The organism is Nocardiopsis mwathae (assembly GCF_014201195.1).
In the GTDB taxonomy this organism is placed as follows: Bacteria; Actinomycetota; Actinomycetes; order Streptosporangiales; family Streptosporangiaceae; genus Nocardiopsis_C; species Nocardiopsis_C mwathae.
Genome location: NZ_JACHDS010000001.1, coordinates 2,545,864 through 2,571,477, shown reverse-complemented (window position 1 = coordinate 2,571,477; position 25,614 = coordinate 2,545,864). Strand labels below are relative to the sequence as shown.

Genomic DNA, 25,614 nt, shown 5'->3' with positions numbered 1-25,614 from the left:
ACCAGTTCCGAGGAGGAAATAGTCCGGCCCGGCCAATGCGTTACGCTCATGAAGCAGATCCTGTCATCCTATGAATGTGAGAGTCGTGTGACAAGCGCCACGGTCATCGGTTCGGAAACCTCCGACCTACCTCCCTCCGTGCCACGGCGGGTGCGCCCCCGCTCCGTGGCGTGGCTCTTGATCGTGGGGGTCGGGCTGGCCGCCCTGAACCTGCGCACCGCCATCACCAGTGTCGGCCCCCTGCTCGACGAGGTCACCGGGGGACTGGGCATGTCCGGCACGCTCGCGGGCGTCCTGACCACGCTCCCGGTGCTGTGCTTCGCGGTGTTCGGCGCGCTCGCGCCCACCCTGATCCGCCGCTTCGGCGAACACCACGTCCTGGTCGGCGCGCTGGTCGCGCTCGGTGCCGGCCTGGGCGCCCGCGCCTTCTCGGCCGACCCCTGGCTGTTCCTCATCCTCAGCGCCATCGCCCTGTCCGGCGGAGCCGTCGGCAACGTGCTGCTGCCGACCCTGGTCAAGCAGCACTTCCCCGACCGCGTCGGGGCGATGACCACGCTCTACACGACGACCCTGGCGCTGGGCACCACCCTCGCCGCCGCCGCCACGGTCCCCCTCGAACAGGCCTCGGGCAGCTGGCGCATCGCGCTGGGCTCCTATGCCGTCTACGCCCTGGTCGCCGTGCTCCCGTGGCTGCTGGTGCTGCGCCACGAGCCACCGCGGACCGACCCCGCCGAAGCGCTGGGCCTGGGCCGGGTACTGCGCACCCGCATGGGCCGGCAGAGCGTCCTGTACTTCGGCACCCAGTCCACCGTCGCCTACATCCTCTTCGGCTGGTTCGCCCAGATGCTGCGCGACCAGGGGATGGACGCCGCCAACGCCGGGCTCCTGCTGTCGTATCTCACCGCCCTGGCGGTCCCGTGCTCGCTGGTGCTGCCCGGGCTCATGGCGCGTGTCCGCGACCACCGCGGCTTCGTGGTGTTCTTCTATGTCGCCTATGTCATCGGCCTGGTCGGCATGTGGTTCTCGCCGATCAAGGGGATCTGGGTGTGGACGACCTTCATCGGCCTGGGAATGGGCGCCTTCACCCTCGCACTGACCTTCTTCGCGGTGCGCACCCGCACCGCCCCGGCCACCGCGGCGCTGTCGGCGGCCAGCCAGAGCCTCGGCTACCTCATGGGCGGACTGGGACCGTTCCTGTTCGGCCTGCTGCACCACACCTCCGGCGGCTGGCACGCGCCCCTGGCGATGGTCTTCGGCATCATCACGGTCAACCTGGTCGTGGGCCTGCTGCTGGGCCGTCCGCTCTACCTGGAGGACCAGCTCACCCGGGACTCGGCAGCCAGTCGACCCGCCCGATGAGGTAGACCGACCCGACGAACGCGACGATGTCGATCAGCGCGTGCGCGACGACCAGCGGCATCACCCGGCCGTAGCGCTGGTAGAACCAGCAGAACACCAGGCCCATGACGAGGTTGCCGAAGAACATCCCCACCCCCTGGTAGAGGTGGTAGGTCGCGCGCAGCAGCGAGCTGGCCAGCACCGCGCTCACCGGGGACCACCCCAGCTGCCGGAGCCGCAGCATCAGGTAGCCCACCACGATGACCTCCTCCAGCACCCCGTTCTTGACGGCCTGCAGGACGAGTACCGGAAGCTGCCACCAGTGCTCGTTGAGGGCGCTCGGCGCCACCGTCACGGTGAGCCCGAGCCGCCAGGAGACCAGGTAGACGGCGAGCCCGCCGAGCCCGATCAGCGCCGCCAGCGCCGCGCCTGACCCCAGGTCCCGGCCGGGGCGGCGCACATCGAAGCCGATCGTCGCCGCCGACTCCCGCGACCGGTGCAGCAGGTGGACCACCAGCAGCACCGGGGCCAGGGCGAAGGCGAGCGAGAACAGCTGCCGGGAGAGGTCCAGCCACGGGCGTTCCTCCGCGGCCCGGGACCCGATGAGGCTCGCCGTCTGGTCGGGCAGCGACTCCGGCGCGGTCAGCAGCCCGGCGAAGGAGATCATCGAGGAGACAGCGGCGGCGCCCAGCGACAGGGCCAGGACACACGCGACCTCCCAGCCCAGGAGCCGGGGCGTCGGCGCGGCGGGTCGCGGCGGCACCGCCGCGGGGGCCGGGCGCGCGGAGTCGTCGCCGGGCGCGGCCGGCCGCGGGTCGAAGGTGGGATCGGCCATGCGCCCGATCATGCCACCGTCTCAGGCCGGGCCGGGCCGCGGGCAGCAGGAAGCCGCCGGTCTCGCGAGTGACACGGATTCCGCGAGACCGGCGGCGGGCGACGGCCGACCCGCCGCGCCCCAGCCACGAAAGCGGGGCGGGCGGCCATCAGGGAAACGAAGACCTGTTGCCTCAGTGAGCCGCTGAGAACTGGTCTTCCTCGGTAGAGCCGGTGAGGGCGGTGGTGGAGGCGTCCGGGGTGATGGCGGTGCTCACCTGGTCGAAGTAGCCGGTGCCGACCTCGCGCTGGTGGCGGGTGGCGGTGTAGCCCTGCGCCTCGGCGCCGAACTCGTTCTCCTGCAGCTCGACGTAGGCGCTCATCCCGGTCTCGGAGTAGCCCTTGGCCAGGTGGAACATCGAGTAGTTGAGCGAGTGGAAGCCGGCCAGCGTGATGAACTGGAACTTGTAGCCCATGTGGCCGAGCTCGCGCTGGAACTTGGCGATGGTGGCGTCGTCCAGGTGCCGCTTCCAGTTGAAGGACGGCGAGCAGTTGTAGGCGAGCATCTGGTCGGGGTACTCGGCCTTGATCCGCTCGGCGAACTGGCGGGCGACCTCCAGGTCCGGCGTGGAGGTCTCCATCCACAGCAGGTCGGCGTGGGGGGCGTAGGCCAGGCCGCGGGCCACACAGGCCTCCAGGCCGTTGCGGACCCGGTAGAAGCCCTCGCCCGTGCGCTCGCCGGTGACGAAGGGGCGGTCGCGCTCGTCGATGTCGCTGGTGATCAGCGTCGCGGCCTGCGCGTCGGTACGCGCGATGACCAGGGACGGGACACCGGCGACGTCGGCGGCCAGGCGGGCGGAGTTCAGCGTCTTGATGTGCTGGCCGGTCGGGATGAGGACCTTGCCGCCCAGGTGGCCGCACTTCTTCTCGGAGGCGAGCTGGTCCTCCCAGTGGACACCCGCGGCGCCGGCCGTGATCATGCCCTTCATCAGCTCGAAGGCGTTGAGCACGCCGCCGAACCCGGCCTCGGCGTCGGCGACGATCGGCGCGAGCCAGTGCGGCGCGCCCTCGTCACCCTCCGACCAGGTGATCTGGTCGGCGCGCAGCAGGGCGTTGTTGATGCGGCGGACGACCGCCGGGACCGAGTTGGCGGGGTAGAGGCTCTGGTCGGGGTAGGTGTGCCCGGAGAGGTTGGCGTCGGCCGCGACCTGCCACCCGGAGAGGTAGATGGCCTTGAGACCGGCGCGGACCTGCTGGACCGCCTGGTTACCGGTGAGTGCGCCCAGCGAGTTGACGTAGTCCTCGCTGTGCAGCAGGTCCCAGAGGCGCTGGGCGCCGAGCCGGGCCAGTGTGTGCTCTTCGGTGACCGAGCCGCGGAGGCGGATCACGTCTTCGGCGGAGTACGTGCGCTCGATGCCGGCCCAGCGCGGGTCGTTCTTCCATTCCTGCTGCAGCGCCTCCGCAGCAACCTGTTGCCGACCGGTGATGCTCATGGTCTGTCTCGCCTTCGGTTCGTCCCCTGGAAAAGTGCCCCGGCTGGAGACACGGTGCGGGGGGCCGATGCGGCGCCCCCGGCGTCATGTTCCCCGCCGGTAACTATGATTCTGAGCAAAGTTCCAGGGTTTTTCGAGGCGAAGTTGTGTGAAGAACGTTGATTCTTTCCGTAGTATGAACGCATGGCGTACTTTGGGAACGAAGAAATACCGTCTTTGCCGGGTGACCTGGATCTCGTCACCTTCGGTCAGAGGCTCCGTCATCTGCGCCGCAGTCGCAAGATGACCCTCGCTGACCTGGGAGAACGCGTGGGGCGGGCGCCATCCCAGCTGTCGCTGCTGGAGAACGGCAAGCGCGAGCCCAAGCTCTCCCTGCTCACCTCGCTTGCCCAGGCGCTCGGTGTCTCCGTGGAGGAACTCCTCTCCCGGCAGCCCCCGAGCCGCCGCGCCCAGCTGGAGATCGCGGTGGAGGAGGCACAGCGCGACCCCGTCTACCAGTCGCTCAACCTGCCGCACCTGAAGGTCGGCAAGCGCGTTCCCAACGACGTGCTGGAGCACATCGTCGGCCTCTACGACGAGCTCAAGCGGCGCAACAACAAGCCCACCGCCAGCCCGGAGGAGGCCCGGCGGGCCAACGCCGACCTGCGGCGCCAGATGCGCGAGCGCGGCAACTACTTCGAGAACATCGAGAAGACCGCGCAGGACACGCTGGAGGCCGTCGGCTACAGCGGGGGTGCCCTTTCCCAGGGCCAGATCCTGTCGATCGTCACCCACCACGGGTTCACCCTGCGCTACGTGCAGGACCTGCCCCGCTCGGTGCGTTCGATCACCGACACCCGCAACCGGAGGCTCTACCTCAAGCGCGAGTCACTGGGCATGCACAGCCCGCGCACCATCCTGCTGCAGACGCTCGGCCACTTCGTGCTCGGCCACAGCCAGCCGCGCGACTTCGCCGACTTCCTGCGCCAGCGAGTCGAAGCCAACTACTTCGCCGCGGCCGTCCTCATCCCCGAGTCCACCGCGGTGCCCTACCTGCAGGACGCCAAGCAGGCGCGCGACCTGTCGGTGGAGGACCTGCGCGACGTCTTCTCGGTGTCCTACGAGATGGCCGCGCACCGGTTCACCAACCTCGCCTACCGCCACCTCGACCTGGTCTGCCACTTCATCCGCAACGACGAGACCGGGATCATCTACAAGGCCTACGAGAACGACGGGCTGATCTTCCCGACCGACGACACCGGGGCCATCGAAGGCCAGAGGATGTGCCGGTACTGGTCCGGGCGCCAGGTCTTCGCCTCGCCCGACCGCTACTCCATCTACTACCAGTACACCGACAAGCCCAACGGCACCCACTGGTGCGTCGCGCACGTCGACCCCAGCCGAGAGCGCAACTTCGCGATCACGCTGGGCGTCCCCTACAAGGAATCCCGCTGGTTCCGCGGGCGCGAGACCACCAACCGCACCCAGTCCAACTGCCCCACCGGCGAGTGCTGCGTGCGGCCGCCCTCCGAGCTGGCCTCCCGGTGGGAGGGCAACGTGTGGCCGTCGGCGCGCGCCCACTCCCACGTGCTCTCGGCCCTGCCGTCGGGGACCTTCCCCGGCGTCGACGAGACCGACGTCTACACCTTCCTGGAGCGTCACGCCGCCGAATGACGCGCGGCGCCGGACGCCGGTGACCGACGGCCGGTGGGGCAGGGTCCGCCCTGACCCGCCGGCCGTCCGCGTGACCGCCGCGCCCGGTGGGGCCGTCCGCTTGTCCGGTTCGCGCCATGACGTATGTACGCCATGGCGGACATCTACCGGTTGATCACTCTCTGCTGCAACGTTAGCGCTGTCAGCCCGCTTCCGACCCCCGAACTCCACTGGGAAGAGGCATGCAGCAGAATTCCCCCACGATTCCCCCTGCCCCCCGAAAACCCGGATCCCCCCGCTCCGCCCCCTTCGCCCTGCTGGCCGTGGGCGCCCTGGTGGCCGGAGGACTCACCGCACTCTCCGCACCCGCGGCGGCCTCGGCCGAGACACGTTCCGACAAGATCGGCGACCACGGCCGGGCGCTGCTGGAGGAGTACGAGAAGCAGCCCTGGATCCTGCCCCGGTCCACCCGGAGCGACTTCGCGACGCTGATCGTCGCCACCACCGAGGGCCGCGCCGACGCCGTCCGCGGCGAGTTGGAGTCCTTCGGGGCCGACGTCACCGGCGTCGAGGAGGAGATCGGCTACCTCAAGGTCAACGTCGGCTTCGACGACGTGGCCAAGGTCGAGGCGATCGACGACGTCGTGGCCATCGACGTCGACGAGCTGCTCCCGCTGCCCGACCCGACCCCCGAGGAGCAGGGCGCTCCCGCCGCCGGCACCGACGGCGGGCCGTCGGCCGAGACCCCCGACGACAACCCCTACATGCCGACCAACGAGACCGGCGCCATCGACTTCCGGAAGGACAACCCGAAGGCCGACGGGCGCGGCGTCACCATCGGGGTCCTGGACACCGGCGTCGACCTGGAGCACCCCGCACTCCAGACGACGACCACCGGTGAGGACAAGATCGTCGACTGGGTCAACGCGACCGACCCGACCAACCTCATCGACCTCATCTACGACCCGATGTTCGTCCTGACGACGTCCGTCACCGGGCCGACCTTCGACAGCCGCGGCCGCACCTGGACCGCGCCGGAGGGCGAGTGGCGCTTCGGCCAGCTCGACTTCGACGTCGCCGGGGCCGACAGCGGCGCCTGGGGCGTGCTGTACCGGCCCGACGACGGCACGGTCCTGGTCGACCTGGACCAGAACGGCGACTTCACCGACGAGAAGCCGATCGGCGACTTCGGGAAGACCGGGGACTTCCGCAAGTTCGGCACCGATGACCCCGACACCCCGATCAACGAGGCCCCCGCGTTCGTCGTCTCGACCCTGCCCGACGTCTACGGCGGCACCGTGCACATCGGCCTCGACACCAACGGGCACGGCACCCACGTGGCCGGGATCGCCGCGGGGCACCGGCTGTTCGACGGGAAGATGAACGGCGCGGCGCCCGGCGCCAAGGTCGTGTCGATGCGTGCCTGCCACGACCGCGGTTGCTCCTCGGCGGCCCTCACCGACGGCATGGTGGCGCTCGCCACCGACCACGGCGTCGACGTCATCAACATGTCCATCGGCGGGCTGCCCGCGCTCAACGACGGCCAGAACGCCCGCGCGCTGCTGTACGACCGGCTGATCGCCGAGACCGGCGTGCAGATGTTCATCTCGGCCGGGAACTCCGGCGCGGGCATCAACACCGTCGGCGACCCGTCGGTCGCCGGTGACGTGATGAGCGTGGGCGCCGCGGTGTCCGGAGCGACGTGGAGGGCCAACTACGGCCGCGCCGTCGACTACGACCACGGGATCTTCGCGTTCTCCTCGCGCGGTCCGCGCGAGGACGGCGGGTTCAAGCCCGACATCACCGCGCCCGGCGCGGCCATCGCCCCCATCCCCACCTTCAAGAAGGGCGACCCCGTCGCCGACGCCGGGTACGAGCTGCCGCCCGGTTACGGGATGAAGAACGGCACCTCCATGTCCTCCCCGCAAGCGGCCGGAGGCGCGGCGCTGCTCTTGTCGGCCGCGAAGAACAGCAGGCAGGAGGTGGCGCCGGAGCAGCTGCGCACCGCGCTGCGGAGCAGCGCGCGGTTCTCCGCCGACCTGACCGCCATCGAGCAGGGGCACGGGCAGATCGACATCCCCGCCGCCTGGAAGCTGCTGCGCAGGGGACTGGCCACCGAGAGCCTGACGGTCACCGCGCCCGTGTGCACCGCGCAGTCCGACCGGCTGGTCAAGCCCGGCCACGGCCATGGCCTGTACAACCGGTGCCTGCCCGCCGACGGCGGGCAGAAGGCCGGGGAGAGCGCCGACTACGAGCTGAACATCACCCGCGACACCGGCGGCGACGCGGTGCAGCAGTACCGGGTCAGGGTGATCGGCGACGACGGCGTCTTCTCCGCCCCCCGCCACATCAAGCTCGGCAAGGGCGAGGAGACCGCGCTCAAGGTCACGGCCACTCCGCAGGCCGGGGCCAACAGCGCGATCCTGCAGCTGGACAACCCCCGCACCCGGGGTGTCGAGCACACGGTCATGCTCACCGTGATCACGCCCGACGTCGAGCTGGGCGGCGGCGACACGTCCTGGACGGCCCAGGGCGAGGTGGCCCGCGCCGAGGCGGGCAGCCGGTTCGTCGCGGTCCCGCCGGGGACGCGTGCGCTCACCGTCGAGCTGTCCGGTGTGGCCGACCGGAGCCGCATCCGCTGGACCGCGTTCAGCCCGCTCGGCCCGAGCGGGGAGAACGTCACCGGGCACTGCTACACCAACCTGCCCGAGACGGGGAACTGCAACGCGCTCACGCGCACCTACAACAACCCGACACCCGGCATCTGGGATCTGGCGCTGGACGCGGCGAGCAGCTCGCCCGTCGCGGACAACCCCTATGAGCTGGGTGTGAGCATCACCCCGGCCGGCTGACCCCCGGCGGCGGCGCGGCGGACGGGAACACCCGGTCCGCCGCCCCGCCGCCCCCCGGCTTTCGCCCGTGCGGCCGGTGCGTACAGTCCCATGCATGCCCGGCCCGCGCGGCCGGGCCGAGGACGGCGACCGGGCGAGGGGTGGCGGATGCTGGAGATGATCGGCTTCACAGGGGACGAGGAGAAGGTCTACCTCGCGCTGCTCCGCTCCCCGGCCGGCACTCCGGGCGAACTCGCCGCACGACTCGGCATCGGCGCGGGCCGGGTCGAGGCCGCGCTGGGCCGCCTGGCCGACAAGGGGCTGTTGGGCCGCGCACCCGAGGGGGCGCCGCCGCTGCGCGTGGCCCCGCCCGACGCCGCGCTCAACCCCCTGCTGATCCGGCGCCAGGCCCAGCTGTACCGGACCCAGGCCGAGGTGGCCCGGCTGATCGAGGACTACAGGGCGCGGGCCGCGTTGCACGACCCGGAGGAGATCCTCGAAACCGTCACCGGCCGGGAGGCGGTCACCGAGAGCTACCGCCGAATCCACCAGGGCGCCGCGAAGGAGGTCCGTGCCCTGGTCACCGGACCGCCGATGGTGGTGAGCGCCGCCGACAACGATGTCGCCCGCTCCTCGATGGCCGCCGGGGTGCGCCACCGCGTGGTCTACGACCGGTCGCTGCTGGACGAGCCCGAGGAGCAGCTGCGCCTGGCGGAGTGGTGCGAGCTGGGCGAGGAGATCCGGGTGGCGGCCGACATCCCGATGAAGCTCAGCATCGCCGACGACCGCGCGGCCTTCCTACCGACGGTCACCACCGGGTTGGAGGAGCCGTCGGTGATCATCGTGCGGCCCAGCGGACTGCTGGACGCGCTCGGCTGGATCTTCGAGACCATCTGGGTGTCGGCGGTCCCCTACCCGGTGCGGGAGGAACCGGAGCAGGGGGGCGGCACGGGCCCGGTGGCGGGCTCGGATGTGGAGGCGCGCCGCCTGCTCTCGCTCATGCTGTCGGGGTGCACCGACCGGGCGATGGCCAACCAGCTGGGCGTGAGCGTGCGTACGGTGCAGCGGCGGATCAGCCGGCTCAGCGCCCTCATGGGTGTCCGCACGCGCCACCAGCTGATCTGGCAGGCGACCCGGCGCGGCTGGCTGTAGTGCCGGGCCCTCGGCGGGTACACCGCCCTCCGAACGCCTCCGCATCCCCGGTCCGCCCTACCGCCCCCGAACATGATTCGTCCCGAGAAACGGAGGGATGGCCGTTGTGTGCCCGACGAGCCAAGTGTTACCGTTGGTAACACATTGGCGTGGCGACCCTGCGGCGCCGCGCACGGCCATGCCGCGGCAGCACCCGACGACCACCACCGACCCCCTCTCCGCCCCGGCGACCGCCGAGGGAGCAACGAAGGACGTGTGCACATGACGGACGACACCACCGCCCAGGCCGTGACCGGGTTCAGCCTGGAAATGAGCGAGGACATCCGCGACGTGCGCGACTGGGCGCACGGCTTCGCCCGCGACGTGATCCGCCCGGCCGCGGCCGAATGGGACGAGCGCGAGGAGACGCCCTGGCCGATCCTCCAGGAGGCGGCCAAGATCGGGCTGTACTCCCTGGACTTCTTCGCCGACCAGTGGCTGGAGCCCAGCGGCATCGGCATTCCCGTCGCCTTCGAGGAGCTGTACTGGGGTGACCCCGGCATCGCCCTGGCCCTCACCGGAACCGGGCTTGCCGCCGTGGCCGTCGCGGGCAACGGCACCCAGGAGCAGCTCTTCGAGTGGGTGCCGCAGATGTTCGGCACCGCCGAGGACATCAAGCTCGGCGCGTTCTGCTCCTCCGAGCCCGACGCCGGGAGCGACGTCAGCGCCATCCGCACCCGCGCCGTCTACGACGAGGCCAAGGACGAGTGGGTGCTCAACGGCACCAAGACCTGGGCCACCAACGGCGGGATCGCCGACATCCATGTCATCGTCGCCTCCGTCGACCCCGCACTGGGCTCACGCGGCCAGGCCAGCTTCATCGTCCCGCCCTCCACCCCCGGGCTGTCCCAGGGGCAGAAGTTCGCAAAGCACGGAATCCGCGCCTCCCACACCGCCGAGGTCGTCCTGGACGATGTCCGCGTCCCCGGGGGCTGCCTGCTCGGCGGCAAGGAGAAGCTCGACGAGCGCCTCGCCCGGGTCCGCGAGGGCCGGAGAGCAGGCGGCCAAGCGGCGATGAAGACCTTCGAGAAGTCGCGCCCGTCCGTCGGCGCCATGGCCGTGGGCTGCGCCCGCGCCGCCTACGAGTACGCCCGCGACTACGCCACCCAGCGCGAGCAGTTCGGCCGGCCGATCGGCGACAACCAGGCCATCGCCTTCACCCTCGCCGACATGGCCACCCGCATCGACGCCGCCCGCCTCCTGGTCTGGCGTGCGTCCTGGATGGCCCGCCAGGACAAGGACTTCGCCCAGGCCGAGGGCTCCATGTGCAAACTCTTCGCCGCCGAGACCGCCACCTGGGTCACCCAGGAGGCCATCCGCATCCTCGGCGGGAACGGCTACACGAGGGACTACCCCGTGGAACGCTGGCACCGCGACGCCGCCATCTTCACCATCTTCGAGGGCGCCAGCGAGATCCAGCGCCTCATCATCGGCCGCGCCGTCACCGGCCTGCCGGTGAGGTAGCGGCCCCGTCGGGCTGTCGGAGGGCGCCGGAGCGAGAGCGGGGGCTGTGGCCTGCCGCGGGCGCACCGTGCGCCGGTCAGCGGGGTGAAACGCGGCCGTCGGCCGCGCGGTGTTCCGACGGGGGGACCCCGTAGTGCCGGACGAAGGCCTGGCGCAGCGACTCCGCCGAGCCGAATCCGCAGCGGGCCGCCACACGCGCCACCGGGAGGGCGGTGGTGGAGAGTAGCCGCGCGGCGGCCTCGGTGCGGGCCCGCCGGACGAACCGGCCCGGCGGGTGCCCGAGATGCGCCAGGAAGAGGCGGGTCAGGTGGCGGGGGCTCACCCCCGCCACCTTGGCGAGGGCGGCCGTGGTGAGATCGCCGTCGAGGTGCGCGCCGATGTACCCGGCCACGCGGCGCACGAGGTCGTGCTCGGCGTGGGGCGCGGCGGTGAACATGGAGATCTGGGCCTGGTCACCTGGCCGCTGCAGGTAGGTGACCAGCGCACGCGCGACCTCGCGCGCCAGTTCGGCGCCGTGGTCCTCCTCGATGAACGCGAGCATCAGGTCCAGGGCGCTGGTGACCCCCGCGGCGGTGGAGACGTTCCCGTCGCGGATGTAGATCGGCTCGGCGTCCACGGTGACGGCCGGGTACTCCGCGGCCAGGTGGTCGGCGTACTGCCAGTGGGTGGTGGCCCGCCTGCCGTCCAGCAGGCCGGCGGCGGCCAGCAGGCTCGCGCCCGTGCACACGGAGGAGACCCGGCGGCTCTGCCCGGCCAGCCGCCGCACGTGCCCGACGATCACCGGGTCGGCCGCGGCGCGCGCGTGCCCCGGCCCTCCCGAGACGACCAGCGTGTCGAGCGGGCCGAGCGCCGCGGTCAGCGGTAGCTGGGCGCGGAGGACGAGCCCGCTGGCGCACGCGATGGGCCGCCCTCCGGGAGCGGCGACGGAGATCCGGTAGGGCGCGTCCGGGCGGCCGATGCGGTTGGCCATCTCCAGGCTGGTGGTGATGGCGGCGATGTCCAGCAGCTCCGCGCCCGCATACCCGACCACCACGACGGATCGCGCGTCCATCAAAGCCTCCTGAGGGGACCACCGGCTTCAGCCGTTGGGGGAATCAGGTTTCCCGCGTAGCGGGACATGGAAAGCCGAACCGCCGCTAGGCGGTCCGGCCTTGCTTGTCTCACCGGCCCGGTAGCTTGTCGGACGCCGGAAGACCCCGGGTTGAGAGAGAAGGAGGCAGACGCGTGAACCGCGCTTACAAGTTCCTCCTCCGACCCACCAAGCGGCAGCAGGCGGCGCTCACCCGGATGCTGCGCGACCACTGCACCCTGTACAACGCCGCGCTGCAGGAACGACGCGACGCCTACGCCCACCCCTCGCAGACGAAGATCACATACGGCGACCAGTCCGGACAGCTCAAGGAGATCCGGGCGTTCGATCCGCAGCGGCAGGGGTGCTGGTCGTTCTCCTCCCAGCAGGCCACCCTCCGGCGCCTCGACAAGGCGTTCAAAGCGTTCTTCCGCCGAGTGAAGGCCGGGCAGGAACCGGGCTACCCGAGGTTCAAAGGCGCCGGCCACTTCGACACCGTGGACTTTCCCAAGGACGGCGACGGGTGCCGCTGGGACTCCACCCCCACCGACCGGGTCAGGCGCGTCCGGTTCCAAGGCATTGGACACGTCCGCGTCCACCAGCACCGGCCCGTCACGGGGCGCGTCAAAACCGTGTCGGTCAAGCGCGAAGGCAACCGGTGGTTCGTGGTACTGGCATGCGACCGGGTACCGGTCGAATCGGCCGAGCAAACCGGCCAGGTGGCCGGGATCGACATGGGGGTGGCGTCGTTCGTCACCACAAGCGGGGGTGAGCACGTCGCCAACCCCAGGTTCCTGCAGTCCTCGGCTGACGAACTGGCCGCTGCGCAACGCGAACTCGACCAGTTCCCCAAGCGCATCAGGGCCGGTAACCGGACCCGCACGCACAGGGCCGCGCAGGCCAAGGTGGCGCGGCTGCACGCGAAGGTCCGGCGCCAGCGCCTCGACCACCACCACAAGGCAGCGCTTGACCTGGTGCGGCGTTTCGACGCGATCGCGCACGAAGACCTGAACATCGCGGGCGTGACCCGCGCCCCGAAGGCCAAGCCCGGCTCCGACGGCCGCCACCTGCCCAATGGTGCCGCTGCCAAGGCCGGGCTGAACAAGAGCATCCTCGATGCGGGTTGGGGGGTGTTCCTGGGCATCCTCGCGTACAAGGCTGAAAGCGCCGGTCGCGTGCTGGTCCCGGTCGATCCCCGCGACACGTCGCGCACCTGCCCGCGCGAAGCGTGCGGGCACACCAGCGCGGACAACCGCAGGACACAGGACAAGTTCCGTTGCGTTCGGTGCGGATACACAGAGCACGCCGACCGCGTTGGGGCGATCAACGTCGGTATCAGGGCCGGGCTGGTCCTTCCTGTCGCCTGAGCGCAGACAGGAGAAGCCCGCCGCTTCAGCGGTGGGAGGAGTCACGGTCCGAGCATAGGCGGAGGGGACAGGCACCCCAAGATTCCGGACGTCTCCGGGCCGGGGCCTGGGCCGGCCCTGCGGTTGCGCCGCAGGATCGAAGGCATGAATCGGAGCAAGGCGACAGCCACCCCTGCCGACCGGCCCGGGCCTGTGCGGACACCCGCCGCGCGGGCCGCGGCCGCCATCGCCCGCCGCTGGCCGACCGTGCTGGGTATCGTGCTCGCCGCCGCACTCGCCGGAGAGGGCAGCATCGAGGGCGGTGAGCTGATCCTGGTCGTCGCAGGACTGACCTACCTGGTGACGGCCGTCCTCGACCGCCCCGGCGCGGTGTGGGCGGTGCTGGCCGTGCTGCTCGTGCTCGGCGCCGGTGCCCGCCTCCTCGGGATCGAGCCGTGGTTGGCCCTGGCCTCGGTCGCGATCGCCGCCACGGCCGTCGGGCTGGTCCGCGGCCAGCTTCGTCGGCCGGGGCTGTTCCGGCTCCAACTACCGCAGGCACTGGCCGTCGTCACCGTGGTGGTCGCCGCCCAGTACGGCGGCCCTCAGCTCGCGGGCGCCCTGGTGGCCGCCGCCCTGATCGGCCACGCCGTCTGGGACGTCGTGCACTGGCGCGCCGACCGGGTGGTCGCGCGCCCCCTTGCCGAGTTCTGCGCCGTCTTCGACGCGCTGCTCGCCGTGGCCATCATCGCGCTGCTGATCGGCTGACGCCGGGGACGTATCGAGGCCGCGCCGCGCCCCGCGGGAGGGGGCGGCGCCCGTGGGCGGTCGACGGCGGTGTGCCGCCGTCCCGGTCGGGGCCGGTTCCCGGCCCTTGGGGGCACGAGGTCGGCCACCGGACGGCTGCGGTGTCGGCGAGGCCCGGGACGCCCGCCGCGCACCGGCACGGGAATCGGTAGGGTCGCCGCAGGTCCGAAGGGGCTGATTTGCCAAAAGATTTGTGGATTCCCCGGTGAGGTGGATTTCCGCCGTCGTACGATGTTCACCGAATGATTCCCCGAGCACGCAAAGGCCTCGCCGATGACCACCACCGAAGGGCAGCCGGCCTCCGGCAACGACCCGGATATCCCCCAGCTCGATATGTCCCAGCCGACCATCGCACGTGTTTACGACGCGCTTCTGGGTGGAAAGGACAATTTCCAGGTCGACCGTGACGCGGCCGTCGTCTGGCTGGAACACGTCCCCGAGTCGGGGCTGGTCGCCCAGGACAACCGCGACATGCTGATCAAGGGCGTGCAGTACCTGGCGCGCACCGCCGGGATCGACCAGTTCCTCGACGTGGGCAGCGGGCTGCCCACGGTCAAGAACACCCACGAGGCCGCGCAGGAGATCAACCCCGACGCCCGCGTCGTCTACGTGGACATCGACCCGATCGTCCTGGCGCATGGGCGGGCGCTGCTGGCCACCAACAACACCACGACGGTGGTCACAGCCGACCTGCGGGAGCCGCACACCATCCTGAACCATGAGGACGTCCGCGGCCTGCTCGACTTCGACCGGCCGATCGCGGTGATGGTCTTCGGGCTGCTGATGCACTTCCACGACGACGAACGCCCGCACGACTGGCTGACCGTGCTGATGGACGGGGTCCCCTCCGGAAGCCACCTGTTCATCTCCGACTTCGTCGACACGGGGGAGCAGATCCAGCGCGAAATCGAGGCCGCGGGTCTGAAGACGCTGAAGAACGGGTGGATCCGCCCCAAGGAGGCGATCCACGCCCACTTCCTCGGCCTGCCGCTGGTCGAGCCCGGCCTGGACCACCCGCAGCGGTGGTTCCCGGAGGACCTGGACCGCGAGGTGCCCTCCTATGAGGAGCTGGAACCGTACCAGCGGATCATCTACGGGGGCATTGCACGTAAACCGTAATCGGTCCGGCGATTCGGAAAAGGCGCGCGCTTCAGGCCGCGCCTTTGTACGTTTCGGGTCCGGTTGAGGAGGAAGTGGGTGTCATCGCGGCCGGCGGCCCGCGGCGATTTTTTCGGCCGAGGGACGAGGGAATCCGGGTGATGGAACCGACCTTCCCGTTCCCAGGGGGCGGCCGTGTCCAGTGTGACGGTTATCTCCTATTCTGACCCCTATGAGCGACAGCACAGGCAATGGCGCCTCAGCGGACGCGTCCACGGCGGGCCCGGGCGGTTCCTCCGGGACGCGCGGCCCCGCGGAACTCGCCGATCTCATCGTCGATCCCCGGTTCAACGGGCCTGCCGACTCCGCCAACGGGGGATACATCAGCGGGCTTCTCGCCGCTCGCCTGGAAGCCCCGGGTGCTTCCGGCGTCCAGGTGACACTGCGCAAGCCCCCGCCGCTGGGCACCCCCATGACGGTGGAACCCGACGACGGCGGCGGACTGCGCCTGATGGACGGTGGCGACCTCGTCGCCGTGGCCGAACCGGCGGAGGAGCCCGCGGAAGCCGTCCCCCCGGTGTCCCGAGCCAAGGCGGAGCAGGCCCAGCGCCGTTTCCGCGGGTCGTCCGGGCATCCCTTCCCCACCTGCTTCACCTGCGGGACCGAACGCGCGCCCGGCGACGGGCTGCGGCTGTTCGCCGGCCCCGTCGACGACGAACATCCCACCACCGTCGCCTGCTCCTGGACCCCCGACCCCTCCCTGGCGGTACGCGGTGCCGACGGCACCCCGCGGGACACCGTGCCCACCGAAGTCGTGTGGGCGGCACTGGACTGCCCGGGCGGGTGGTCCAGCGATGTCAGCGAACGCCCGATCGTGCTCGGCCGCATGGCGGCGACGGTCGCCCGGTCGCCGCGCGTCGGCCGACCACACGTCGTGATGGGGCGGCTGCTGGGTGCGGAGGGCCGCAAGGTCTTTACCGCCAGCACGGTCTACGGCCCGGACGGCGAGGTCGTCGCCCGGGCCCGGGCCACCTGGATCATGCTCCGCTCCCATGCGGTGGCCTGAGGTTTCCTGAGAATGGATTGAGAGTTCGATAACGAACTGATATCAGTAGTGGGGATTCTCGGCCGATGACGGAGAGGAGCGGCACCCCCGCCCATGGTTCCCACCACCGAACGCTCCGGCCCCGGCGGCGCCCCCGGCGCCGCCGCTCGTCCCCCGACCACGGCGTCGGCCGCCCCCGCCACCCCACCCGCCACCGCATGGCTCGACCTCGCGCGTGTCAGTGCGATGCTCGCCGTCGTGGCCGTGCACGTGTTCGCGCCCGTCGTCACCACGCGCTACACCGACCTGGGCACCGCCACCTGGTGGGCCGCCAACGCCGTGGACGCATCATTCCGATGGTGCGTCCCGGTCTTCATCATGATCAGCGGCGCGCTGCTGCTGCGCCCCCGCGAGGAGCGGCTGTCGGTCTTCTACCGGCGCCGCTTCTCGCGTATCGGCATCCCGCTGGTCGTGTGGGTCGCCGCCTACCTGGCGTGGGAGGCCTACCGTACGGGTATCACCCCGGGCCAGGCGGCCGGCGAGATCCTGTCCGGGACGCCCTCCATCCACCTGTACTTCCTCTTCGTCCTGGCCGGTCTCTACCTGCTCACCCCGTTCCTGCGGGTGTTCGTCGAACACGCGACCGTCCCCACGGTGTGGTGGTTCGCCGGCCTGATGTCGGTGATCGGCATGGCCGACCAGGCCATCGCCGGGCTGGACGGGACGGGTGAGGCCAACGCCGTCACGCGGTTCCTCCCGTTCGTCGGCTACTACGTCATCGGCTACCTGCTGCGCGACGTCACGATGACCCGCGGGCGGACGTGGGGCGCGGCCGTGGCACTGCTGCTGGGCACCGCCGCAACGGCGATGGGTGCCGGGCTCATCGCCCGCGCGTACGGCGAGTGGGGCACCTCGGCCGTGTACCTCTACGACTACCTCTCGCCCACGGTCCTGGTCATGTCCATCGCCGCCTACCTGCTGTTCCGCGCAGCGGGCGACCGGTTCCTGACGGGCACGGGCGCCGCCGCGCACGCGTGGCGCCGCCGGCTGCGTGCCGTCTCCGACGTGAGCTTCGGGGTGTTCCTCGTCCACGTGATGGTCCTGTTCACGCTGCGCGACCTCTTCGGCATGCCCGACGGTGTGGCGGCCATGCTCGTCCGGGCGGGCGAGTACACCGTCGCCGTCCTCCTGCTGAGCCTGGCCATCACCGTCGTCTTCAAACGCATCCCCGGATTACGGGCGACGGTGTGACCCGGGCGCGGCGGCGCGATACCGGGACCGGGTGCCCGCTCCGGCCATGGCCGGAGCGGGCACCCGCCCGCAGGAATGACGGCGGAGATGGAGGACCGTTCCCGCGTTTCCGGCTACCGTGAACGATGTGGCCCCTCAATCCGCACAGCAGACCAAGCCCGCCGCGCGCGGCCGAAACCCGGAGCGCCGCCGCGCCATCCTGGACGCCGCCGACGAGGTGATCCAGCGCGACGGCCCGGACGCCCCGATGTCGGCCATCGCGGCCGAGGCGGGCATCAGCAAGCCGATCCTCTACCGCCATTTCGGAGACAAGAGCGGGCTGTACCGCGCGCTGGCCGAGCGCCACGTCGACCCGCTCATCGAACGCATCCGCGCCGAACTGCACGGCGGATCCACCCTGCGGTCGCGCGCCCGGGCCACGGTCGGCGCCTACCTGCAGATGATCGCCCGCAACCTCAACCTGTACCGATTCCTGATGGACCGTGCCACCGCGGAGGACCCGCGCACCCGCGGCGACCTGGGGATGATGGTGCGGCGCATGGGCGAGGAGCTCGCCGACGTGCTGATCGCCGAGGGGCACGTGCACGACCCGCTGCGCGCCCAGGTCGTCGCGCACGCGGTCGTGGGTATGGTCCAGGCGGCGGGGGAGTGGTGGCTGGAGCACCCGGAGGTGGACGACGAGAACATCATCGAGGACCTCACCGACGCCGTCGTCGGCGCCATCACCGGAAACCAGGTGCCGCTACCGCCGCCGTGACGGGTGTAGACGCTGTGGCGGTGGGGACATGATCAGCGTGCGGGCCGCCACACGCCCGCTCCGACCACGACCGACCGTCGCCGCCGGGGCCGCCGGGGCCGCCGGCCCGCGCACACTTCGGGGGGACCGCATGTACGCCAGTCTCGACCAGACCGGCAACCAGTGGCGAGTCACTGTCACCCGGGAGTTCCCACAGCCGCGGGACCGGGTGTGGCGGGCCCTCGTCGAGCCCGAACCGCTCGCGGTGTGGTTCCCCGCCGCCATCGAGGGCGAGCGGGCGGTCGGTGCCAAGATCCGCTACGTCTTCCCCACGGGCGAGGCCTTCGGCGCCGAGGAATCGGCCATGCTCGGGGAATTCCTCCACTTCGACCCGCCGGCGCTGCTCGAATACACATGGGCCGCCGAGAACCTGCGCTACGTCCTGGAGCCGAACGGAACCGGCGGCACCGTGCTCACCTTCTGCTTCACGTTCGACGACGTCAGCACCGCCGCACGCGACGCCACCGGGTGGCACGTGTGCCTGGACATCCTCGGCGAGCACCTCGCGGGATCCCTGGAGGACGAACCGGAGCGCAAGACGGCGCTCGAACGGCAGTGGCGGCCCGTGTTCGCCCACTACGTCGAGCGCTTCGGGCCGGATGCCGCCGTCCAACCCCCGCCTTCGGAGACGTGAGGGAGCGCGGGAGGGGGAAGGACGAGGCCGACCGTGGCCGGGTACGGCCGCACCGGACCGTTGACGGGAGCGGCCCGGATCCGGTGGTGTCGATGTGCCCCACCCTCCCGCCCCCAGCTCCTCGGAAGGATCAGGATGACCGAATCCAGCCGCAACCACGTGGACAGGAACTCGGGCATCGCCTTCCAGGCCGACCACCTGTCCCTCCACGGCGACGTCAACCTCGACGGCGGCGGCCCGAAGGACCCCCCGGGCACGCAGGGCTTCCTGGCCGACGTCGATGTCAGTGTCCCGGCCGACCTGGGCGGGATGCGCGGGCGCCGGGATCTTCTGGGCGACGTGGTCTCAGGGATGGACACGCGGTCCTGCGGTGTCCACGTTCTGCGAGGTGGGCCCGGCATCGGAAAGGACGTCCTCGCAGGTGAGGTCACCACGTGGGCGAGGAGGCGGGGAAGGCGCGTCTTCTGGGTCCGCCGCGAGGCCCTGAGCGACGCGATGCTGCGCACGGTGATCCTGCTGCGGCCCGCGCTGGAATCCGAGGCCATGCGTGTGCACAGCGCGGACCCCGCTGCCGTCGCGGGGTGGGTGTGGAGCAGCCTGGAACACACGGGTAGGCCCTGGCTGATCGTCCTGCCCGGCTCGGACGACATCGATCGGCTCATCGCCGAGGGGTGGATCCGCGACACCGCCACGGGCACCCTCCTCGTCACGACGCAGGCCGAAGAGCACCACAGGTGGCCCCGGGCTCGCGTGCACGACATCGGCCCACTCGCCTCTCATCACATGCTGGAGATCATCACCGATCGAGCTCCGCGGGCCGCCCGGGCCGCCCCGGACGTCCTTCGGCGCATCGTCCCTCGGTTGGGCGGAAAACCCGCGTGGGCCAGGCTTGCCGGGGACGCCGTCGGAATCGCGGGGATGGGGGAGGACCCGGGGCGTGGCGCCGTCGAACTGGAGGCGTGCCTCGCCGACCCGGTATCGGCCGCCGCCATGGTCGGGGTGCCGACGGACTCCCTCTGCGCCGACGCACGTGTCGGTGCGGCGGTGCTGCGGCTGCTGGAGGATGACCGGGGCCGGGATCCCGCCGCGGAGACGGCCGCGCTCACGTTGCTGTTGCGCCTCCAGGGGGCACGATCCGACATCGTCTCCCGGAAGATCCGCATGCGAGCCCGATTGGGGTCGGGGTGGTTGGAACGGGAGTTCGGGCGCAAGGATGCCGCCGCCTGCCACTTCCGTGAAGCCGAGACCGAGTATCGCTCCGCGTGTGCGGGGCCGAAGGACGGGACGGCGAGCGCGTTCGAGACCGAGCGACGAGAGGTCCGGATCGCCCGCCTCACCACTGACATGTGGCGCATCGATGTGCGGACGTCCTGCGATGAGCTGCGTGAACTCATACGCGAGCACCGGGGCCGACTCCCGGACGCCCATCCCTACCCGCGACGTGCCATGCGGGTTCTCGCCGCGACGCTGTCGGCCGTCCACCGATATGACCTCGCCGAGGACCTCTACCGCGAGCTCATCCGACTCAACGGGGGCGCACATAGGAGCGGAGAACGCCGTGAGGCGATGGCGGTCCGCCATGATGCCGCGCTCAACGCCATGGCCAACGGGGATACCGCCGCTGCGGCTCGCGAGTTCTCGGAGATCATCGAATCGCAGCGGCGGCTGCTGGGGAAGGGGCACCCCGACACCCGGCGTACCGAGGACAACCTTCGCTGGAGCGTGGAACACCGCTGGCTCGGGCCGGTGCTCAGGGGGCACTCCCGGCTCGCCAGGGCGATGTTCCGGACGTTCCCGGGGTCATCGATCCCACGAGAAGGTGGGTGACGGTGTTCCCATCCGCCCCAGCATCTCCGGCAGCGGCCCCTCGTGGACCACGGTCAACCTGCGGGTCGCCCGGGTCAGGGCGACGTACAGGTCCTGGCCGCCCTTGGGGGACTGCTCCAGGATGGCGCCGGGCTCGACGACGATGACGGCGTCGAACTCCAGGCCCTTGGAGCGGGTGGCGGTGAGCACGGCGGCGGGAGATTCCAGTGCCTCCGGGGTCGCGTCCGCCGCCGCGTCCGGTAGGAGGGCCGCGACTTCGGTGTGGCGGGCGTCGGGGACGATGACGGCGAGCCGTCCGTCGCCCATCGCCGCGAGATCCGTGGCGACCAGCCTCGGCAGGGCCTCGGCCAGTGTCGCTCCGGCGGCCCCCGTACCGCCCACGTGCACCGCGCGCGGCATGTCGCCGTCGTCGCGGACGGATTCCGGCGCGCTCTGACCGGGGGCGACCTCCGCCAGCACGTCGGCCGCGACCGCCATGATCCGGGCCGGTGTCCGGTAGTTGACCAGCAGGTGCTCCACGTGGAGGCGGCCATGGACATACGGTGCCAGCATCGTCTCCCAGGATCGGGCTCCGGCCGGGTCGCCGGTCTGCGCGATGTCGCCGACGACCGTCAGGGACCGGGTCGGGATCCGGCGCATGACCATGCGCCACGCCATCGCCGACAGCTCCTGGGCCTCGTCCACGATCACGTGCCCATAGGCCCATGAGCGGTCGGCCCGGGCACGCTCGGCTGTGCTGAGCGGTGGACCGGAGTCGTGGTGCCGTTCGGCCAGCTTCCCCGCCTCCATCATGCCGTCCTCGAACAGGCCGGTGAACTCCAGTACTCCCTGGGCGTAGCGTTCCGCGTCGGCGCGGTCCCGCTCGGCGCGCCGCCGGCGGGCGCGTGCCTCGGTGTCGTCCTCGCCGAGCAGCTCTGCGGCCTCGTCGAGGAGGGGGATGTCACCGACCGTCCACGGGCTTCCGGGAGGTCGGCGCAGCGTCCTCCACTCGGCCTCCGCCAGCCCGGCGGCGGCCCCGGCCCGGGCGAGCGCCGCGTCGTCGGCGAACAGCTCTTCCACGAGCCGCTGCGGGGTGAGGAGCGGCCACAGCTCGTCGAGTCCTCGGCGCACCGCGTCCTGCTGCCACAGCCCTGTGCTCATGTGGTCCAGCTCGGCCTCGTCGTGGTAGGCGGGCTCGTCGGGGTCCTCGACCGGATCCCACTTCGGGTCCAGCAGATCGGCCTGGTCGAGCGCCAGCTGCCGCAGCATCTGGGTGACGAAGTACTTGCGCGCCACATTGTGCGGCAGTCCGAGCGATCGCGCTCGGTCCCGCAGGGCCCGGCAGTCGGCGTGGCCGACGCGCAGCGCCATGCCGTCGACCTCGATCTCCAGGTCGCTCTCGTGCTCGGCCACATCGTCCGGCCCGGTCCGGCCGGGGACCGATGCGGCGGGTCCCGCCGCGGAGGGGACCCGCTGGCGGTCGGCGACCGCCGCGCGCACCAGGTCGGCCATGGACGCCGCGCCTTTGACGACGGCGGCGGCAGCGGTGTCCACCGCTCCGGCGCGCACCCCCGGGTAGAGATCGCCGACGGTGGACAGCACCACGTCGCTCTCCCCGAGCGACGGCAGGACCCGGCCGATGTAGCGCAGGAAGGTGGGGTTGGGGCCGACGACCAGCACACCGCGCCGCCGCAGCGTCTCCCGGTGTGTGTAGAGGAGGTAGGCGGCGCGGTGCAGCGCGGCCACGGTCTTGCCGGTGCCGGGGCCGCCCTGCACCACCAGTACCCCCTGCAGATCGGAGCGGATGACGCGGTCCTGCTCGGACTGGATGGTGGCGACGATGTCGTTCATCCTGCCGGTGCGGCCGCGGCGCAACCCCGCGAGAAGTGCGGCCTCGCCGACGAGGGAGCGGCGGTCGCCGTCACTGAGCCCGTCGAGGTCGAACACCTCGTCGTCGATGCCGACCACCCTGCGGTCCCGGGTGTGCAGGTGGCGCCGGCGGACGAGGTCGCCGGGGGTGGCGGGGGTGGCCGCGTAGAAGGGGCGGGCGGCGGGCGCGCGCCAGTCGACCAGGATCGTGGCGTGTTCCTCGTCGCGTAGCCCGATCCGGCCGATGTAGAGGGTGTCGCCGGGGTCGCCGTCCCGGTCGCCGCGGTGGTCGATGCGGCCGAAGCACAGCCCTTCCTCGACCTCGGAGAGCTCCCTGAGGCGGCGGGCGTGTTCGTCGGACCGGACCTCGCGTTCCGTGAGGGCCGCGTATCCGCCGCCGCCCTGGGTGTGGGCCGCACGAAGGGCGTTGTGGGTGTGCCGGCGCAGCGCGTCGAGCCGGTGGTAGAGGCGGGAGACATAGGCCTGCTCGTCGTGCAGGGCTCCGGCCTGCGCGTCTGCGTCGTCGGATTGACGAATGCCCATCTCTTTGGTACACTCCTATTTTTGGGACTTTTTATTGTGCCGAGCTGTTCAGGCTAGCACTTCCGCGTGCTCTCCGCCTGGACGCGTACTCCGCATCCACGCCGTCCCGCCCCCGCTCAGCACCGACCCGCGCGTGACGCGCTACACTCACAGGCATGCGTAGCGGACTCACCCGTCATCAGTGGTGGCGCCGCCCCTAGGCGGCGCATCTGGTTCGCATACCCACGATCAGACCTGACCAGCGACCGCCCGGACCGGCGGTCGTCCTTCTCGTTTCGGCCGGGGTCCGCGCGGCTCATACCACCAGCCCAGCGCGAAAGGGACGGCCTTGGACGCGAGTTCCACCTCCTACCGGACCGCGGGCGGCATCACCGTCCGCCGCCACACCACGTCCTGCGACCCCGCAGCCCTGACCGAACTGGTCGCGGCCGTCGAGCACCGCCGCGGCGGGGTGCTCTCCTCCGGCATGGAGTACCCGGGCCGTTACAGCCGCTGGCACCTCGGATACGTCGACCCCTGCCTGGAGGTGGCCGCCCGGGGGCGGCGCGTCACCGCCACCGCGCTCAACGCCCGGGGGCGCGTGTTGCTGCCCGTGATCGTGCGCGCCCTGAACGAGCACGCCCCCGCCGCCGTGGACGACGACCGGGGCACGGCCGAGGTCGAGATCCCCGAGCCCTCCGGGTTCTTCACCGAGGAGCAGCGCAGCCGCCGGCCCAGCGTCTTCTCCGCCCTGCGGTCCATCGTCGCCGTGTTCTCGGCCGACGACGACCCCCATCTCGGCCTCTACGGTGCGTTCGGCTACGATCTGGCCTTCCAGTTCGAGCCGATCGAGCGGGTCCTGGAGCGCGACCCCGAGGACCGGGACCTCGTGCTCCACCTGCCCGACACCGTCATCGTGCGCGACCGCAAGCGCGAGACGTGCTTCCGCTACACCTACGACTTCACCGTGCCCGCCGCCGACGCGCCGCAGGGCGCCAGCACCGACGGCCTGCCCCGCGTCACCGAGGAGACCCCCGCCGTGGTCACTGCGGCGGTCCCACCGCAGCCCGAGCCCGGTTCCTACGCCCGGATCGTGGCCAAGGCCAAGGAGAAGTTCGTCCGCGGCGACCTCTTCGAGGTCGTGCCGGGGCACCGCACCTACGGTGTCTGCGAGTCCCCTGCCCGCTTCTACGAGCACCTGCGCGAACGCAACCCCGCCCCCTACGAGTTCTTCTTCAACCTGGGCGAGGGTGAGTACCTCGTGGGCGCCTCACCCGAGATGTTCGTCCGCGTCACCGGCGAACCCGGCCAAGGGCAGCGGGTGGAGACGTGCCCGATCTCCGGCACCATCAAGCGCGGCGCCGATGCGCTCGGCGACGCCGAGAACATCCGCGAACTCCTCTCCTCCGCCAAGGAGGAGTCCGAGCTGACCATGTGCACCGACGTCGACCGCAACGACAAGTCCCGCGTGTGCGAGCCCGGCAGCGTCCGCGTCATCGGCCGCCGGCAGATCGAGATGTACAGCAGGCTCATCCACACCGTCGACCACATCGAGGGCACGCTGCGCCCCGAGTTCGACGCACTGGACGCGTTCCTCACCCACATGTGGGCCGTGACCGTCACGGGGGCGCCCAAGACCTGGGCGATGCGCTTCATCGAACAGCACGAGACCACGCCGCGCCGGTGGTACGGCGGCGCCGTGGGCGTCATCGGCTTCGACGGGTCGATGAACACCGGACTGACCCTGCGGACCGCGCACATCACCGACGGGGTGGCGACCGTCCGGGTCGGTGCCACCCTGCTGTACGACTCCGACCCCGACGCCGAGGAGCGTGAGACCTTCCTCAAGGCTCGGGCACTGCTGGAGACCCTGGCTCTGGACGACGCGCGCAACGGCGCGGGCACAGCGGTGGGCGACACCGCCGCGGCCGGCCGGGGCGCCGCCGCACCCGCCGGCGCCGGGATGACGGTGCTGCTCGTGGACCACGAGGACTCCTTCGTCAACACTCTGGCCGACTACGTGCGCCGCCACGGCGCCGAGGTCACCACCGTGCGGCACGGATTCGACCCGGCGCTGCTCGACGAGCTCGCGCCCGACCTCGTCGTCCTCTCGCCCGGACCCGGCCTGCCCGAGGACTTCGACACCGACCGGCTACTCGACGCGCTGGACCGGCGCGGCCTCCCGGTCCTCGGCGTCTGCCTGGGGTTGCAGGCGATGGTGGAGCACGCCGGAGGCGAGCTGCGCACGCTGAAGGAACCGGTGCACGGCAAGCCGGGGCGGGTCCGCGTCACGGGCGGTGACCTGCTGGCGGGGCTGGGGGAGAACGGAGAGTTCACCGCCGCGCGCTACCACTCCACCTACACCACGCCCGACCAGGTGAAGGGCTACGACGTCACCGCGGTCGTGGAGGGCGGCCCGGAGACGGTGGTCATGGCCATCGAGAACCGGAGTGCCAGGCGGTGGGCGGTGCAGTTCCATCCGGAGTCGATCCTCACCGCGGCGGTGGGGGAGGAGATCGTCGAGCGGGCCCTTCGAATGGTGCGCTGAGTGATGCAATGTGCGCACAGGGTAGTGAACGGGGTGTCATCTTGCGCGTCGCGTGAAGAAAGCG

General features: G+C 71.3%; 18 protein-coding genes. 14 read left to right on the top strand and 4 right to left on the bottom strand.

Going from position 1 to position 25,614, the window contains the following annotated elements; genetic code table 11:
• The first annotated feature begins 165 nt into the window (after positions 1-165).
• On the top strand, positions 166-1,359 hold the full coding sequence (locus HNR23_RS10815) for an MFS transporter (protein WP_343070514.1): 1,194 nt from the start codon (positions 166-168) through the stop codon (positions 1,357-1,359).
• Here the strand turns inward: HNR23_RS10815 and HNR23_RS10810 are convergent.
• Both HNR23_RS10810 and aceA read right to left on the bottom strand, forming a co-directional pair.
• Positions 1,322-2,185 carry a CPBP family intramembrane glutamic endopeptidase gene (locus HNR23_RS10810; RefSeq protein ID WP_394353765.1) on the bottom strand — a complete coding sequence of 288 codons (864 nt, stop codon included), beginning with the start codon at positions 2,183-2,185 and terminating at the stop codon, positions 1,322-1,324. The two genes, HNR23_RS10815 and HNR23_RS10810, sit on opposite strands and share 38 nt — an antisense overlap.
• Positions 2,186-2,345: 160 nt before the next feature.
• Positions 2,346-3,644, bottom strand: a complete 1,299-nt coding sequence (gene aceA, locus HNR23_RS10805; protein ID WP_184075451.1) for an isocitrate lyase — start codon at positions 3,642-3,644, stop codon at positions 2,346-2,348.
• 216 nt (positions 3,645-3,860) lie between these two features.
• Here aceA and HNR23_RS10800 point away from each other — a divergent pair, with 216 nt between their 5' ends.
• From HNR23_RS10800 to HNR23_RS10785, 4 genes are all read left to right on the top strand, one after another.
• Positions 3,861-5,297, top strand: a complete 1,437-nt coding sequence (locus tag HNR23_RS10800) for an XRE family transcriptional regulator (protein WP_184075450.1) — start codon at positions 3,861-3,863, stop codon at positions 5,295-5,297.
• Positions 5,298-5,518: 221 nt separating this feature from the next.
• Positions 5,519-8,128, top strand: a complete 2,610-nt coding sequence (locus HNR23_RS10795) for a S8 family serine peptidase (protein WP_184075449.1) — start codon at positions 5,519-5,521, stop codon at positions 8,126-8,128.
• Between the two features lie 147 nt (positions 8,129-8,275).
• The gene (locus tag HNR23_RS10790) at positions 8,276-9,259 is read left to right on the top strand and encodes a helix-turn-helix domain-containing protein (RefSeq protein WP_184075448.1); all 984 of its coding nucleotides are present in this window, start codon (positions 8,276-8,278) and stop codon (positions 9,257-9,259) included.
• A gap of 261 nt (positions 9,260-9,520) precedes the next feature.
• Positions 9,521-10,762 carry an acyl-CoA dehydrogenase family protein gene (locus HNR23_RS10785; RefSeq protein WP_184075447.1) on the top strand — a complete coding sequence of 414 codons (1,242 nt, stop codon included), beginning with the start codon at positions 9,521-9,523 and terminating at the stop codon, positions 10,760-10,762.
• Between the two features lie 76 nt (positions 10,763-10,838).
• On the opposite strand, the gene HNR23_RS10780 is transcribed toward HNR23_RS10785, so the two are convergent.
• The gene (locus HNR23_RS10780; RefSeq protein ID WP_184075446.1) at positions 10,839-11,813 is read right to left on the bottom strand and encodes a GlxA family transcriptional regulator; all 975 of its coding nucleotides are present in this window, start codon (positions 11,811-11,813) and stop codon (positions 10,839-10,841) included.
• A 173-nt stretch (positions 11,814-11,986) separates the two neighbouring features.
• Here HNR23_RS10780 and HNR23_RS10775 point away from each other — a divergent pair, with 173 nt between their 5' ends.
• The 8 genes from HNR23_RS10775 to HNR23_RS10740 all read left to right on the top strand — a co-directional run bounded on the left by HNR23_RS10775 (position 11,987) and on the right by HNR23_RS10740 (position 20,632).
• On the top strand, positions 11,987-13,198 hold the full coding sequence (locus tag HNR23_RS10775; protein WP_184075445.1) for an RNA-guided endonuclease TnpB family protein: 1,212 nt from the start codon (positions 11,987-11,989) through the stop codon (positions 13,196-13,198).
• Between the two features lie 144 nt (positions 13,199-13,342).
• Positions 13,343-13,942: a hypothetical protein gene (locus HNR23_RS10770; protein ID WP_184075444.1), complete on the top strand. Its 600-nt coding sequence runs from the start codon at positions 13,343-13,345 to the stop codon at positions 13,940-13,942.
• Between the two features lie 312 nt (positions 13,943-14,254).
• Positions 14,255-15,100 carry an SAM-dependent methyltransferase gene (locus HNR23_RS10765; protein WP_184075443.1) on the top strand — a complete coding sequence of 282 codons (846 nt, stop codon included), beginning with the start codon at positions 14,255-14,257 and terminating at the stop codon, positions 15,098-15,100.
• A gap of 211 nt (positions 15,101-15,311) precedes the next feature.
• On the top strand, positions 15,312-16,145 hold the full coding sequence (locus HNR23_RS10760) for a PaaI family thioesterase (protein ID WP_221308085.1): 834 nt from the start codon (positions 15,312-15,314) through the stop codon (positions 16,143-16,145).
• Between the two features lie 93 nt (positions 16,146-16,238).
• Positions 16,239-17,375, top strand: a complete 1,137-nt coding sequence (locus HNR23_RS10755; protein WP_184075442.1) for an acyltransferase — start codon at positions 16,239-16,241, stop codon at positions 17,373-17,375.
• A 127-nt stretch (positions 17,376-17,502) separates the two neighbouring features.
• Positions 17,503-18,132 carry a TetR family transcriptional regulator gene (locus tag HNR23_RS10750; RefSeq protein ID WP_184075441.1) on the top strand — a complete coding sequence of 210 codons (630 nt, stop codon included), beginning with the start codon at positions 17,503-17,505 and terminating at the stop codon, positions 18,130-18,132.
• 130 nt (positions 18,133-18,262) lie between these two features.
• The gene (locus tag HNR23_RS10745; protein ID WP_184075440.1) at positions 18,263-18,805 is read left to right on the top strand and encodes an SRPBCC domain-containing protein; all 543 of its coding nucleotides are present in this window, start codon (positions 18,263-18,265) and stop codon (positions 18,803-18,805) included.
• A 135-nt stretch (positions 18,806-18,940) separates the two neighbouring features.
• Positions 18,941-20,632, top strand: a complete 1,692-nt coding sequence (locus HNR23_RS10740; RefSeq protein ID WP_184075439.1) for a tetratricopeptide repeat protein — start codon at positions 18,941-18,943, stop codon at positions 20,630-20,632.
• Here HNR23_RS10740 and HNR23_RS10735 read toward each other — a convergent pair.
• Complete coding sequence (locus HNR23_RS10735; protein WP_184075438.1) at positions 20,606-23,023, bottom strand: HelD family protein; 2,418 nt, start codon at positions 23,021-23,023, stop codon at positions 20,606-20,608. The genes HNR23_RS10740 and HNR23_RS10735 overlap by 27 nt on opposite strands.
• A 328-nt stretch (positions 23,024-23,351) precedes the next feature.
• Here HNR23_RS10735 and HNR23_RS10730 point away from each other — a divergent pair, with 328 nt between their 5' ends.
• Complete coding sequence (locus HNR23_RS10730) at positions 23,352-25,550, top strand: anthranilate synthase component I (protein WP_184075437.1); 2,199 nt, start codon at positions 23,352-23,354, stop codon at positions 25,548-25,550.
• The last annotated feature ends 64 nt before the right edge of the window (positions 25,551-25,614 follow it).

Excerpts from the sequence above, each read along its gene's own strand:
- HNR23_RS10795 (WP_184075449.1), top strand. The coding sequence starts at position 5,519 with ATGCAGCAGAATTCCCCCACGATTCCCCCTGCCCCCCGAAAACCCGGA.
- HNR23_RS10740 (WP_184075439.1), top strand. The coding sequence starts at position 18,941 with ATGACCGAATCCAGCCGCAACCACGTGGACAGGAACTCGGGCATCGCC.
- HNR23_RS10745 (WP_184075440.1), top strand. The coding sequence starts at position 18,263 with ATGTACGCCAGTCTCGACCAGACCGGCAACCAGTGGCGAGTCACTGTC.
- HNR23_RS10770 (WP_184075444.1), top strand. The coding sequence starts at position 13,343 with ATGAATCGGAGCAAGGCGACAGCCACCCCTGCCGACCGGCCCGGGCCT.
- HNR23_RS10760 (WP_221308085.1), top strand. The coding sequence starts at position 15,312 with ATGAGCGACAGCACAGGCAATGGCGCCTCAGCGGACGCGTCCACGGCG.
- HNR23_RS10780 (WP_184075446.1), bottom strand. The coding sequence starts at position 11,813 with ATGGACGCGCGATCCGTCGTGGTGGTCGGGTATGCGGGCGCGGAGCTG.
- HNR23_RS10785 (WP_184075447.1), top strand. The coding sequence starts at position 9,521 with ATGACGGACGACACCACCGCCCAGGCCGTGACCGGGTTCAGCCTGGAA.
- HNR23_RS10765 (WP_184075443.1), top strand. The coding sequence starts at position 14,255 with ATGACCACCACCGAAGGGCAGCCGGCCTCCGGCAACGACCCGGATATC.
- HNR23_RS10735 (WP_184075438.1), bottom strand. The coding sequence starts at position 23,023 with ATGGGCATTCGTCAATCCGACGACGCAGACGCGCAGGCCGGAGCCCTG.
- HNR23_RS10810 (WP_394353765.1), bottom strand. The coding sequence starts at position 2,185 with ATGATCGGGCGCATGGCCGATCCCACCTTCGACCCGCGGCCGGCCGCG.
- aceA (WP_184075451.1), bottom strand. The coding sequence starts at position 3,644 with ATGAGCATCACCGGTCGGCAACAGGTTGCTGCGGAGGCGCTGCAGCAG.
- HNR23_RS10755 (WP_184075442.1), top strand. The coding sequence starts at position 16,239 with ATGGTTCCCACCACCGAACGCTCCGGCCCCGGCGGCGCCCCCGGCGCC.
- HNR23_RS10790 (WP_184075448.1), top strand. The coding sequence starts at position 8,276 with ATGCTGGAGATGATCGGCTTCACAGGGGACGAGGAGAAGGTCTACCTC.